Annotated in this window: 11 protein-coding genes; all 11 read right to left on the bottom strand. The window is 70.0% G+C overall.

Going from position 1 to position 13,454, the window contains the following annotated elements:
* Positions 1–12: 12 nt before the first annotated feature.
* Positions 13–243 carry a hypothetical protein gene (locus tag ABNX41_RS05685; protein ID WP_438668755.1) on the bottom strand — a complete coding sequence of 77 codons (231 nt, stop codon included), beginning with the start codon at positions 241–243 and terminating at the stop codon, positions 13–15.
* Between the two features lie 25 nt (positions 244–268).
* Entirely contained in the window at positions 269–1,660 is a 1,392-nt protein-coding gene (locus tag ABNX41_RS05680; protein ID WP_438668754.1) for an MBOAT family O-acyltransferase, read from the bottom strand.
* On the bottom strand, positions 1,660–2,541 hold the full coding sequence (locus tag ABNX41_RS05675) for a DUF459 domain-containing protein (RefSeq protein WP_438668753.1): 882 nt from the start codon (positions 2,539–2,541) through the stop codon (positions 1,660–1,662). The genes ABNX41_RS05680 and ABNX41_RS05675 overlap by 1 nt, the downstream gene beginning before the upstream one ends.
* Complete coding sequence (locus ABNX41_RS05670; protein WP_438668752.1) at positions 2,538–3,308, bottom strand: DUF459 domain-containing protein; 771 nt, start codon at positions 3,306–3,308, stop codon at positions 2,538–2,540. Before ABNX41_RS05670 ends, ABNX41_RS05675 begins: the two co-directional genes overlap by 4 nt.
* A gap of 13 nt (positions 3,309–3,321) precedes the next feature.
* A complete protein-coding gene (locus tag ABNX41_RS05665; RefSeq protein ID WP_438668751.1) occupies positions 3,322–5,565 on the bottom strand; it encodes a peptidoglycan-binding protein in 2,244 nt (747 codons plus the stop codon).
* Positions 5,566–5,712: 147 nt separating this feature from the next.
* On the bottom strand, positions 5,713–6,954 hold the full coding sequence (locus tag ABNX41_RS05660; protein ID WP_438668750.1) for a class I SAM-dependent RNA methyltransferase: 1,242 nt from the start codon (positions 6,952–6,954) through the stop codon (positions 5,713–5,715).
* The gene (locus ABNX41_RS05655; protein ID WP_438668749.1) at positions 6,951–8,819 is read right to left on the bottom strand and encodes an ABC transporter ATP-binding protein; all 1,869 of its coding nucleotides are present in this window, start codon (positions 8,817–8,819) and stop codon (positions 6,951–6,953) included. The genes ABNX41_RS05660 and ABNX41_RS05655 overlap by 4 nt, the downstream gene beginning before the upstream one ends.
* The gene (locus ABNX41_RS05650) at positions 8,816–10,660 is read right to left on the bottom strand and encodes an ABC transporter ATP-binding protein (RefSeq protein ID WP_438668748.1); all 1,845 of its coding nucleotides are present in this window, start codon (positions 10,658–10,660) and stop codon (positions 8,816–8,818) included. The genes ABNX41_RS05655 and ABNX41_RS05650 overlap by 4 nt, the downstream gene beginning before the upstream one ends.
* Before the next feature lie 25 nt (positions 10,661–10,685).
* Positions 10,686–11,867: a CCA tRNA nucleotidyltransferase gene (locus tag ABNX41_RS05645; RefSeq protein ID WP_438668747.1), complete on the bottom strand. Its 1,182-nt coding sequence runs from the start codon at positions 11,865–11,867 to the stop codon at positions 10,686–10,688.
* Complete coding sequence (locus ABNX41_RS05640) at positions 11,851–12,465, bottom strand: CoA pyrophosphatase (RefSeq protein ID WP_438668746.1); 615 nt, start codon at positions 12,463–12,465, stop codon at positions 11,851–11,853. The genes ABNX41_RS05645 and ABNX41_RS05640 overlap by 17 nt, the downstream gene beginning before the upstream one ends.
* A complete protein-coding gene (hslO, locus tag ABNX41_RS05635) occupies positions 12,452–13,453 on the bottom strand; it encodes an Hsp33 family molecular chaperone HslO (RefSeq protein WP_438668745.1) in 1,002 nt (333 codons plus the stop codon). Before hslO ends, ABNX41_RS05640 begins: the two co-directional genes overlap by 14 nt.
* Position 13,454 lies beyond the last annotated feature (1 nt).

Below are 13,454 nucleotides of genomic sequence, written 5' to 3'. Positions count from 1 at the left end.
TTTCATGCCCCGTCACATCCCGCCAAGGCCGGTCCAGCCATGCAGGCGCGCGCGCAGGGCGCCAAAGACGTCTCCCAGCCCGGATGAGACCCGCAGCCGGTCCGCCCCGTCAAGAAGCGATAGAAGAATGTCATCCACGGGGCCAAGATCCGGCATTCCATAGGCCCAGTCCAGAAATCGCTCACCCGAAAGCAGCCAGGCCAAGGGCAGCATCAGCCAGAGCGTCAGGGTAAAGCCGGTCATCGCGCGCCGCATCCGGGGTCCCCCGCTAGAACTGGAAATAGATGAAGGGCGCGGTGCCTTCCTGCGCGAAGGCGAAGGTCAGGAAGACCCCCAGCCCCAGAAGCCCGGCCTGAAGCGCGGCGGGCAGGCGCGCCAGGGCGGCGATCGCGCCATCGCGCGCCGCCATCGGCGCAAGGTTAAGCGCAAGCCCGATCCCGATCAGCACGAAAACGGCGGCGGGCAAGGTCTCCAGCCCGGCAAGGCCGGGGCGGAAAAGCGCGCGGGTCGTCGCCAGCATGGTCGCGCTGTCGGCGGCGCGGAAGGGCAGCCACAGCAGCACCACCACCGCGAAGGTCGCCAGCATCGCAAGCGGCCCAGGCAGGCCCAGGCCCGCGCGCCGCGCCGCGCGCTCCACCACCAGCCCCAGCCCGTGCAGCGCGCCCCACAGCACGAAGGGCCAGGCCGCCCCGTGCCAGAGCCCGGCCAGCGTCATCGTGCCCAGCAGGACCAGGCTGGTCCTTGTCATCCCGCCCCGGTTGCCGCCCAGCGGAATATAGAGGTAGTCGCGGATGAAGCTGGAAAGCGAAATATGCCAGCGCCTCCAGAACTCCTGCAGGCTGCGCGCGCGGTAGGGCTGGTCGAAATTCGGCCGGAAGCGATAGCCCAGCAGCAACGCCATGCCGATCGCCATGTCGGAATAGCCCGAGAAATCGCAATAGATCTGCACCGCATAGCCCAAGAGCGCCGCCCAGGCCATGCCCGCCGCCTGCCCCTGCGGCCAGGAAAACACCGGATCGACCAGCAGCACCGCCAGGTAGTTCGCCACCACCATCTTCTTGAAAAGCCCTGTCAGGATCAGCACCACCGCCTCGGCCCGGAGGGCGGGACCGGGCGGCGCGGGCGCGTCGATCTGCGGCATGAAATCCGAGGCCCGCACGATCGGCCCCGCGACAAGCTGCGGAAAGAACGAGATGTAGAGCGCGACATCCGCCGGGTTCCGCCGGGGCTCGACCTCGCGGCGCGAGACGTCGACGACATAGCTGATCGCCTGGAAGATGTAGAAGGAAATCCCCACCGGCAGGATGATCCCCGCCCAGGCCATGTCGCGGCCAAGCCCCAGGGCCTCAAGCAGTTGCGCCAGCGAGAGCATGAAGAAATTGGCGTATTTGAAGACCGCGAGCACGCCCAGAAGCAAGGTGACCGACACCGCCAGCACCGGCCCGCGCAGGCCCGGCCGGTTGACCAGAAGGCCCGCCCCCCAGGCCAGCGCCGAGACCCCCGCCATCAGCAGGCAGAAGCGCGGATCCCAGGCGGCGTAGAAAAGATACGAGGCCGCGATCAGCATCCCCTTGCGCCAGCCGCTCCGCCCGTCGCAGGCCAGGTTCAAGGCCAGGACGACCGCGAAGAACAGCACGAACTCAAGCGTGGGGAAGACCATTACTGCAAGGCGGCGGCAAGCGTGTCGGCCTTGGCCGGTTGCAGGTCGGGATAGCGGCTTACCAGCGCATCCAGAATGCGGTCGGCGACCAGCCGATAGCCGGTGCCGTTGAAATGCGACCCGTCGCCGGTGCGGATCGTGGTCATCTGCCCGCCCAGTTCCACCGCCGTCACATATTGCCCCTCGGGCCCCGAGGTGAAGGCGGCAAGCGGCAGGTAAAGCGCCCCCGCCGCCTCGGCCTCGGCCTGGAACAGGGGCGGGATCATCTTCATATGCCGCCCCAGGGCGGCATTGCCGTCCGGCGCAGGCCCGAGCCACATCATCACCGCCCCGTTCTCGGCCGCCGTGGCCAGGATGCGCCGGGCCTCGGCCCGATAAGCGGCGGCCCAGCCCTCGGACCCGTAGGAGGCGCGATTGCCGGGCCGGGTGACGCCCTGCATGTCGTTGGCGCCGAAATGGCCCACCACGATATCGGGTTTCTCCGCGGCGGCCAGGGTGACGAAATTCGTCGGCCAGTCGTAGTAGTCCACCCGCGCCAGCCCGGTCGAGACCCGGCCCCGGTTGGTCACCCGCAAGGCCAGCCCGCGTTCCGCGGCCCGGGCGCGCAGCGCATCGGCAAACCCCTGCGAAAGGCTGTCGCCGATCACCATCAGATGGGCGGGGGCGGCCTCGGTGATCATCCGGCCCGGACGGCGCGGCACCTGGATGGCCGGGGTCTGGGCGACGGCGGTCTGTGCGGCATCGGTCTGGGCCGCATCGGTCGCCACCCCGGCGGCGGGAGCGGCGGTCGCAAGGCTCGCCCCCAGATCCTGGGCCGGCGCATTGGCGCAGGCCGACATCAGAAAGCCCAGCAGAAGAAAGCGGAAGATCGCCCGCATCATTGCAGCGCCAGCGACTTCAGGGTCGCCTCGGCATCCTTGGCGCGAAGCAGCGCCTCCACCTCGGGCAGGAAGGTTGCGGCGACCAGATCATACCCTTTCTCGGTGAAATGGATCAGGTCGCCCGCGCGCAACTGGGTCATGCGCCCGTCGATCTCGGCACTTTGCACGAAACCCTCGGTACCGAACTTGGTCGGCTCATGGGTGTCGACGAAACGCGCCGCCATTCCGCCCTGCCATTCGCCGGTCGCATCGGACTGGATCCCGCTGACCTCGACATACGAGGCTTCGAGCTTCGCATCCCCCACCACCGGCAGGCCCAGCCACCAGGTCGCGCCCGCCTGACCGGCCAGATGGTCGAGCAGGCTGTCCACCCGCCCGCCATAGGCCGATTTCCACGCCTCGGTGCCGAAGGTGGCGCGCCCGCCTTCGGTGCGCAGGGCGCGGATGTCATTGGCGCCGAACTGCACGATGACCAGATCCGCCGCCGCCACATCGCCGCCCAGGCTGTCCACCAGCCGCGCCGACCAGGTTTCGGGCGCGGTGACCGTCAGCCCGTCCGACACCCGCGTCACCCGATGCAGCGTCACGGTGGCGCAGCCCTGCCAACCCCGGAACAGCGATCCCCAGACCCCGTCGGCAAGCGAATCGCCCAGCACCGCCACCTCGGCGGGGGTCTGCGGGCAATAGATCCCGGCGGCGACGGGCGCGGCGGGCAGGGCCAGGCCGAGAGCCAGGCAAAGGATCGGCAGGGGGCTGCGGGTCGTCACGGTCTTTAGGTCCTTACTGGTTCAGGCTGTCGACATAGGCACGCACGGCGCGCGCGGTCGAGGGGCCGGCAATGCCATCGGCCCGCCCGCTGTAGACGCCAAGGTCACGCAGGTTCTGCTGCACGATCAGGATCACGCCCGAGGGGCGGTCGGAGAGCTGGTCGGTCAGCCGGGTGATCGCCACCGCATCCCCGGCCTCAAGCGCGCTCCACAGCAAAGCGGCGGCACGGGCGTGATCGGCCGGAACGGCGCGGCCCTGTTCGTAGATCTGGGCGAGGAAGGGCTGGGCGCGGACATAGCCCGCATCGACGGCCAGCCCCAGCCATTCCAGCGCCCTGGCCTCGTCCGGTTCGGTGCCGATGCCGCTTTGCAGGAAATAGCCAAGGAAGAACTGCGCGACGACATTGCCCTCTCCCGCGGCGCCCCGGGCGATCTCGACCGCCTCGGCGGCGCCATGGCCCGCCACCAGCTCGCGCGAGTAAAGCAGCATGAGGATCTCTTTCGAGAGCCAGTCGCCCCGTTCCGCCCCGGCCTGGGCGATCTCGGTGGCCGAGACCAGGTCGGGCGCGCTGCCGTCCGCCGGGGCGAAGCGCAGATAGGCGGCCAGGCCATGGGCCTCGGGCAGACCCGCCGCAACGCCTTCGTCGTAGATCGCAAGGGCCTGGGCATGCAGGCCCTCGGCCTGGTCGATCCGGGCGGCCACGACCTGAAGCTGGATGTTCGTCGGCAGTTCGGCCAGAGCGACGACGCAGGCCGCGCGTGCGGCGGGAATGTCGATATCGGTCAACTGGCGCGGCCCGCCCTGCTGCGGCAGGCCCGCCGCGACAAGACAGGGACCGATCAGGGTTTCGGCCTGACGCAATTCCTCGACCAGGGCCTCGGCCCCGGCGCGGCCCGCGCAGGTGGTGCAGCTTTCCAGCCATTCGGCCAGCGCGGCGCGGTCGCGACCGGCGGTGGCGGCCTCAAGCGCGGCGACCTCGGCCCGATAGGCCGCATCGGCCTCGATCTCGGCGATCAGGCTGCGGGCGCGGGCCACCTCGTCGCAGGCGACGCAGGTCTCGGCATAGGCGCGCAGCCCGTCCAGATCGCGGGCGGCCAGCGCAACCGCAAAGGCCTCGGCCTCGGCCTCGCGCGCGGCGGCCTTGGCGCGCAACGTGGCGATCAGGGTCTCGGCCTCGGCGCGGTCGGCGCAGATCCCGCAATTCGCCAGATAGATCTCAAGCCGTTCGGGCGTCTGGTCCTCCTTGATCTCGGCCCAGATCGAGGCTTCCAGATCGCGGGTGATACCGAACTGGCGCAGGCTGGCCAGCTTTTCGGTGAGTTCCGGCTCGCTGGGGCAGTAGATGCAGGAATCGAGGAAATTCTCGACCTTTTGCGCATCCTCGGAGCCCAGGAGGAATTTCGCCTCGAAGGTCTCGCGGTAAAGCTGGCTTTCCAGATCGGCCGAAAGCTCGGCCCCACCCGCGCGGGCGACCGGCGCGCCGGGATCGGCATCGGCGCGCACGATCAGCGCATAGGTGGCGTTGCATTCCGCCGCGCGGCGGCCCGGACGCTCCATCGCGGCCAGAAGCCAGGCCTCGGCCTCGGCGGCCGAGGTCTCGCCATCGCCGTCGCCGAAGGGCGCGCGGTCGGCCAGCCCGGCGATCAGCGCGACATCGGGCGCAAGGGCAAGCTGGCAGTTCGGCTCGCGCGTGCCGATCTCGGCCACGACCATGGCGAAACCCGCCCCCGAAACCGCCTGCTGGAAGGCCGAGACCTGGCCCGCGAACAGCCCGCCCGGATCGGCGAGATGGAAGATCGCCACCCGGCGATCCTCGGGCGCGACCGCCGCGACCAGGGCCCGCAGCCGGGCGCCGAAATCGGTCAGCGACAGGCTTTCCCCGCCCAGGGACAGCGACAGCCCGCCATTGCCCTGGCCGACCTCGGCCTCGATGCGCAGGAAAAGCTGGCCGGTGTTGCCGCCCAGATCCTCGGGCTCGGCCACAAAGGACGAGACCGAGGTCGAACGCAGCACGGCCGAGAGGAATTCGGCCTTGGCGGCCTCGACCTCGGGCAGGCGGGGCATGACCAGTTGCGAGATCCCGCCAAGGACCCCCGCGGCCTGCCCCGAGCCAAGGATGACCAGCCGGTCCGTCACCGGCGCCGCCACGGCGGCCGCGCCCGGATCGTCGGGTGTCTGGGCCGGAAGGGGATGGGGGAAGGTTCCGCCAAAGGCAAGCGCGACGCCCATGGCCGCAGTCAGAAAAGGCTTCCGCATCAGATATCTCTTTGCCGACAATCGCGCGAAGCTTAAGCCCGATCCGACGGCTGGCGCAATTGCCGATTCCCCTACCAGACGGCCGCAAAAGCGTTTTTGGCGCCTATTTCCGGCATTCGCATCCCGCGCCGGGCGGGCCCCGCAGGCCTAGTCGCGCGAAAGCCGCGCCGCCAGTTCGACATGGACCGACCAGCGGAACTGATCGACCACCTGCACCCAGTCCAGCCGGTAGCCACCCTGCGCAAGGATCCGCATGTCGCGCGCGAAGGTGACGGGGTTGCACGAGACCATGGCCACGACCGGCACCTTCGATCGCGCCAGCCGCAGCACCTGCGCCTCGGCGCCCGCGCGCGGCGGGTCGATCACCACCGCGCCGAACCCGTTCAACTCGTCCGGTTCGAGCGGGCGGCGGAACAGGTCGCGGGTCTCGGTCGTGACCTGTTTCAGCCCCGGCGTCCGCCGCGCGGCCCGCTCCAGCGCGCCGGTGAGCGCCGCCAGCCCCTCGACGCCATGGACCTCCATCGTCTCGGCCAGCGGCAGGGCGAAGGTGCCCATGCCGCAGAACAGATCCGCGATGCGCTTCTGGGGGCCAAGCGCCTCGCGCACCGCCGCCAGCAGCGCCGCCTCGCCCTCTGCGGTGGCTTGCAGGAAGGACCCCGGCGGCAACACCGCCCGCGCGGGCCCAAGCGCGACCAGCGGCTCATGGCGCAGGGCTACGGTCTCGCCCTCCCATGTCAGCCGCGCCAGGCCGAAGCGTTCGGCCAGCCGCGCCAGATCCATGCGCAGACCGGCATCCGCCGCCTTGCCGCCCCTGACGGAGACGTCGAGCCCGGTCAGGCTCTGGGTCACCGTCAGCGACACCTCGGTCGACCGCGAGCCGCCAAGCGCCACCAGCGCCTCAAGCGCGGGCAGCCCCGCCGCCAGATCCGGGTGGATCAAGCGGCACTCCGGCACCGGCACGATCAGGTCGCGCCCCCGGGCGTGGAACCCCAGTTGCACGCCGCCCTTGGTGCGCCGCCCGGAAAACACCGCCCTGCGGCGCGAGCGCGCGGGCGAGGTCGCGACGCCTTCGCGCACCGGAAACCCAAGCTCGGGCGCCTCAAGCCCCTGGCCCGCCAGCGCCTGGCGCACCACCTCGGCCTTCCAGCCCGCCACGAAAGGCTCGGCGGCATGTTGCAACTGACAGCCGCCGCAGGCGCGCGCATGGCTACAGGCCGGGCGCACACGGGCCGGGCTGGGGGTCAGGATCCGCACCTCTTCCAGCCGGTCGCCGTTCAGCCGACCCTCGACCTCCTCGCCCGGCAGGCAGGACGGGACGAAGACCGCTCCCTCGGGCCCCGGCGCGATGCCGTCGCCGTGATGGCCCAGCCGCTCGACCACCAGCCTCATTGCGCGGCGGCCCCGCTTTCGGGCCCGTCCTCTTCGTCGGTGACGATGAAGCCGCCGGACTGGCGCTTCCAGTAGCGGGCATAGACGCCGTCGCGGGCGATCAGCGCCTCATGGCTGCCCTGTTCGACGATGCGGCCCTGTTCCATGACGATGATCCGGTCCATCTCGGCGATGGTGGAAAGCCGGTGGGCGATGGCCAGCACGGTCTTGCCCTGCATCACCCGGCGCAGCGCCTCCTGGATCGAGGCCTCGACCTCGCTGTCGAGCGCGGAGGTCGCCTCGTCCAGCACGAGGATCGGCGCGTCCTTGAGAAAGGCCCGGGCCAGCGCGATCCGCTGGCGCTGCCCGCCCGAGAGTTTCACCCCCCGCTCGCCCAGGAAGGCGTCATAGCCCTTGCGGCCCTTGTCGTCCTGCATGGTGACGATGAAGTCATGGGCCTCGGCCGCGCGGGCGGCGGCGATCATCTCGGCCTCGGTCGCATCGGGGCGGCCGTAAAGGATATTGTCGCGCGCGGTGCGGTTGAACATGGCGGTTTCCTGGGTGACCATGCCGATCTGGCGGCGCAAGGATTCCTGCGTCACCTCGCGCACGTCCCGGCCATCGACCAGCACCCGGCCCGATTCCGCATCGTAAAGCCGCAAGAGCAGCGAGACCAGCGTCGACTTCCCCGCGCCCGAGGCGCCGACGATGCCGATCCTTTCGCCCGGGCGGATCGCCAGGTCGACGCCGCTGATTCCGCCCCGGCGCCCGCCATAGGCGAAACTCGCATGCTCATAGGTGACCGCGCCGCGCACCCGGTCGAGCACGCGCGCATCGGGCCCATCGGCCAGGGCATGGGGCACGGCCAGCGTGTCCATCGCATCCTCGACCTCGCCGACCGAGGTGTAGATCCCCATCAGCGTGAAGCTGACCCAGCCCGACATCTGCGCCAGCCGGATCGCGATCGCCCCCGCCGCCGCGATGGCGCCCGGCGTCGCCGCGCCCTCGGTCCACATCAGCACCGTGCCGCCGATCAGCAGCACCGGCAGCACCCCCGCCAGCGTCATCAGCGACAGCCGGAACCAGGTCGAGATCTCGCCGAATTCCAGCGCACGGTCGCGGAAAACCTGCATCGCATCCAGCGCCACCCGGTCCTCATGCGCGGCATGGGCGAAAAGCTTCACCGTCTTGATATTGGTGATCGTGTCGACGACCTGGCCCGAGACCATCGCCCGCGCGCCCGCCCGCGCGGCGGAATTCTCGCGAATGCGGGGCATGAAGAAGCGGATCAGGCCGATATAGGCGAGAAGCCACAGCCCCAGCACAGCGGCGATCCGCCAGTCGATGGCAAAGAGGAACACCACCGATCCGATCACCGAGGCCAGCGCGAAGGTCACCGTATTGATCAGTTCGGTCGCGGTATCGGTCACGGCGCGGGCGGCCTGCATCTGCTTTTGCGCGATGCGACCGGCGAAATCGTTGTCGAAGAAGGTCACCGGCTGGCCCAATGTCCAGCGATGCAGGCGGCTGAGCACCAGCGGCAGCACATTCGGCGCGACGGCGATCGAGTTCGAGGCCGAGGCCAGCCCGAAGGCCAGCGGCCGGGCCAGCAGGTAAAAGGCGCAAAAGCCTATCATCAGCAGGGCGTGGTCGCTGAAGAAGCGCGAAGGGTCCGCCCCGGTCACCGCATCGACCACCCAGCCCAGGATGGTCGCCGAAAACACCTCGGTCGCGCCCGCCACCGCCGAGACCCCCGCCGCGACCCACAGCGCGGGCCAGGAGCCGCGCAGGCTCCAGCGGAAGAAGGCGCCCAGGGTCGTCGGGGGCGGGCCGTCCGCCGGACGGAAGGCATCGACGACCTCGCCCAGACGTTGCACGATGCTCATTGCGTTTCGGCCTCCAATCCGATGAAGCCACCCGATTGCCGCGCCCAGAACCGGGCGTAAAGCCCGCCCTGCGCCAGCAGTTCGGCATGGCTTCCCTCTTCCGCGACGCGCCCGGCATCCAGAACGACGATCCGGTCCATCTCGGCGATGGTGGAAAGCCGGTGCGCGATGGCGATCACGGTCTTGCCCTGCATCACCCCATAAAGCGCGGCCTGGATCGCGGCCTCGGCCTCGCTGTCGAGCGCCGAAGTGGCCTCGTCCAGGATCAGGATCGGCGCGTCCTTCAGGATCACCCGCGCCAACGCCACCCGCTGGCGCTGGCCGCCCGAAAGCTTGACGCCGCGTTCGCCGACATGGGCGTCATAGCCCTTGCGGCCCTGCGGATCCTCCAGCCCAAGGATGAATTCATGCGCATCGGCCCGGCGGGCGGCGGCGATCATCTCTTCCTCGGTGGCGTCGGGACGGCCGTAAAGCAGGTTGTCGCGGACCGAGCGGTGCAGAAGGCTGGAATCCTGCTGCACCATGCCGATATGGCGGCGCAGGCTGTCCTGGGTGACCCGGGCGATATCCTGGCCGTCGATCATGATCCGCCCGGATTCGGGATCGTAGAACCGCAGCATCAGCTTGACCAGCGTCGACTTCCCCGCGCCCGAGCGCCCGACCAGCCCGATCTTCTCGCCCGGACGGATCCGCAGCGAGACGTCCTGCAGCCCCCCGGCCTCGCGCCCGTAATGGTGGCTGACGGAATCGACCTCGATCAGCCCCTCGCGGAAGGCCAGCGGCTTTGCGCCGGGGACATCGACCAACTGGATCGGCTGGGCGATGGTCTCCATCCCCTCCTGCACGACGCCAAGCGCCTGCACCAAGGACGAGAACGCCCACATGATCCAGTAGGTCATGTTGTTGAGCCGCAGGACCAGCGCCGAGGCCGCCGCGACCGTGCCCACGCTGGCCGCCCCCTGCAGCCACAAAAGCACCGCCCAGCCGATCACGGCGACGATCAGGAAGCCGTTCAGCAACGTCAGCCACAGGTCCATGCGGGTGATGATCCGCATTTCGGTCATGAAGGTCTGGCGTGCCGTCTCGATCGATTCTCTGGCATAGTCCAGCTCGCCCGAATGATGGGCGAACAGCTTCACCGAATGGATGTTGGTATAGGCATCGACCACCCGCCCCGTCACCGCCGAGCGCGCGTCCGAGCTTGCCTTGGCGGCCGGACCGGCACGGCGGATGGTCCAGCGCACCAGCCACAGGTAAAGCCCCAGCCAGATCAGCAGCGGCAACAGAAGGCGCGGATCGGCCCCCGCCAGCATGATCCCCGCGCCGACGATGGTGACGCTGGCGAAGGCCACCGCGTCGAAGGTCTGGAACACCGCGTCCCCGGCGGCGGGCGGCGTCTGCATGATGCGGTTGGCGATGCGGCCCGCGAAATCGCTTTCGAACCAGCCGACCGGCTGGCGGATCACATGGGCATGCGCGCGCCAGCGGATCATCGTGCCGAAATTGGGCAGGATGGTGTTGTGCAACAGCGCCACGTTCCCGACCATGATCAGCGGGCGCAGGAACAGGACGCCGAGCGCGACCGCCGCCACCTCGGCGCCATGCGCGGCCATGAAGGCGGCGGCCCCGGTCTCGGCCAGCAGATCGACCAGCCGCCCCAGATACCATATCAGCGCGACGTCGAGGAAGGCCGCCAGGATCGACAGAACTGCCGTCACCGCAAAGACCTTGCGGAACGGGCGGATATAGACCTTCAGGAATGGCCAGAGCCTGCGCGGCGGCGTGTCGGTTGCCTCGTGGGGGGCATAGGGGTCCACGAGGGTCTCGAAAAAGCGGAACATGTTCTCACCCGGAATTGCCCCGGGCCTATAGCGGGTTTTCGGGGGGAAGGAAATCTGTGCCCAGAAGTTCCGCCTTGCCGGGCCGAAGCCCGTCGGCCAGCCAGGCGGTCTCAAGCCGCTTCAGCGCGGCGCCCAGGGCGGGGCCGGACAGCCCGGGCAGGTCGGCGGCGCGCAGGGGAAAGACCGCGGATGCGCCGCGCCGGATTTCGGCCTGCCAGCCCTCGGGCGGCGGGGTGCCGGTCAGCGCGGCGCGGGCAAGGATGGCCGCGGTCGCGCCCTGGATACCGTCGCGCCAGCCCAGTTCGGCCGGGGCGGCCCCGTCGCCGATGCCACGCCGGATCGCGGCAAGGGCGGCGGCCTCGGCCCGCGACAGGCGCAGCCGCGCGGCGGTATCCTCGCCTCCCAGCACGGCCAGGCGGCCACGCCAGTCCGGCGCGTCTTGGGGCCCCAGGGCGGCCTCAAGATGCACCAGAACCGGCAGGGCGCGCGCATCGGCGCCGGGCAGCGCCCGCGCCAGCACACCCGCCGCCGCCATCGCCGCAACGGCGGGCGCGGGATCGGGGGCGGCCAGAAGCTTGCGCATCTCGGCCCCCACCCTCTCGCGCGAGAGCCGGTCGATCCCCTCGGCCAGCGCGGCGCAGGCGGCCAGGCCCTCGGGGTCGGGTCCCTCGGCCGGATCGCCATACCAGGCCAGAAAGCGGAAGAAGCGCAGGATGCGCAGGTGGTCCTCGCGGATACGGTCCTCGGCCCGGCCGACGAAGCGCACCCGGCGCGCGAGCGTATCGGCCAGCCCGCCCAGCGGGTCGACCACGGTGCCGTCCGCCGTGGCGTAAAGCGCGTTCATCGTCAGGTCGCGGCGCAGGGCGTCTTCCTCGATCCGGTCCGAGAAGACGACGCTCGCGCGCCGCCCGTCGGTCTCGACATCGCGGCGGAAGGTGGTGACCTCATGCGGCGCGCCGCCCGCGATCACCGTCACCGTGCCATGCTCGACCCCGGTCGGCACCGCGCGCAGCCCCGCCGCGCGCGCAAGCGCCATCACCCGTTCGGGCCGCGCATCGGTCGAGATGTCGATATCCGCCACCGGCTGGCCGAGAAGCGCGTTGCGCACGCAGCCGCCGACGACATAGGCCCGGTGCCCGGCCCCGGTCAGCAGCGAAAGCACCGACTGGGTCCCGGCCCGTGCCAGCCAGTCACCCGCGATCTTCATGCTTCCCCGCCCCCTGCCCCGCCATGCCACGCAGGATGCGCGCGGTCGCGCCCCAGATGTAATAGGGCCCCCAGGGCAGGGTATAGTAATGCCGCCATTGCCCCAGCCAGCGCCGCCTTTCGACCAGGTAATGCGCCGGATCCAGCGCATGGGCCAGCGGCAGGTCGAAGATCTCGTCGACCTCGCCCGCCTCGGGCCGGGGGCGGAAGGCCCCCTCGATCACGCCCAGGACGGGGGTGACGAGGAAGCCCGTCACCGTCTCATGCGCGGGAAGCCGACCGAGAAGGCGCACCGAATCCGGGGAAAGCCCGATCTCCTCATGCGCCTCGCGCAGGGCGGCGGCCTCGGCCGAGCCGTCCTCGGCCTCGACCTTGCCGCCGGGAAAGGCGACCTGCCCCGGATGGTGACGCAGATGGGAGGCGCGCTTGGTCAGGATCAGCCGCCCGCCCGCCGGTCCGGGCAGCACCGGCACCAGCACGGCGGCGGGGCGCAGCCTTCTGCCCTCGGGCAGGCGGATGCCGGGGTTCAGGTCGTAGTCCGACGAGGCCGCGCCGCCCCGCATCAGGGCGGCGCGCAATTCCGTCTCAACCGGCGGCATCCGCGCCCTCGAAGCCCAGGGTCTTCGGATCCAGCACGTAATGCGCCCCGCAGAACTGGCAATCGGCGGTCACATTGCCTCTCGCATCGGTCATATGGGCGATGTCCTTCTGCGAATAGATCGACATGGTGTTGCGCACCTTCTCTTCCGAGCAGGAGCAGCCGAACCGCGTCGGCTGGGCGTCGAAGACCCGGGGCACCTCTTCATGGAACAGCCGCACCAGAAGATCGGTGGGCGTGACCGAGGGGCCGATCAGCTCTTCGGGTTCGACCGTGTCGAGCAGGATGTTCACCCGGCTCCAGTCCTCGGAGGCGGCGCCCGACAGGATGTCGGCATGGGTCAGAAGCCCGCCCTCGCCCGAGCCCGCCTCGGCCGCGACGCCGCCGGTCTGCGGCATGTGCTGAAGCATCACGCCGCCCGCGCGCCAGTCGGCCCGCGCGCCCTTGTCGCGCTCCCTGTCGCGCTCGCGCCCGAAGGCCAGGGAAAACCGGGTGGGCAGTTGCTCGGATTGCGCGAAATAGCTTTCGGCGCAGGCCGACAGGCTGCCGCCCGCGATCGGGGTGAAGCCCTGATAGGGCAGCATCCCCTGGCCCTGGTCCAGCATCACCGCCAGATACCCCTCGCCGATCAGGTCGAAGGGCGTGTCGGTCTCGTGCAGGCGCTCTTCGTCATAGCTGGCATAGGCGCGGATCAGCGCGGGCTCGCCCTCGTCCGAGGGGCCGTAGTAATCGGTCGCGATCAGCCGGGCCGGGCCCTTGCCGCGCACCTGCAGCGACAATTTCCAGCGCAGCTTGATGCTCTGGCCGATCAGCGCGGTCAGAAGCGCCATCTCGGCCACCAGCGCCTCGATGGTCTCGGGGTAGTCGTGCTGGGCAAGGATCTGGTCCAGCGCGCCGTCAAGCCGCGCCACCCGGCCCCGGATGCCCGAGCGGTCAAGCTGAAAGGGAAGGACGCTGTCGTCCCATGCGAGTTTGGAGCCGATGGCCATT

Origin of the sequence: Pseudogemmobacter sonorensis, from assembly GCF_042762395.1 — a bacterium.
GTDB lineage: Bacteria > Pseudomonadota > Alphaproteobacteria > Rhodobacterales > Rhodobacteraceae > Pseudogemmobacter > Pseudogemmobacter sonorensis.
The sequence above is the reverse complement of the archived record's forward strand: the minus strand, read 5'-3'. Positions and strand labels throughout refer to the sequence as shown.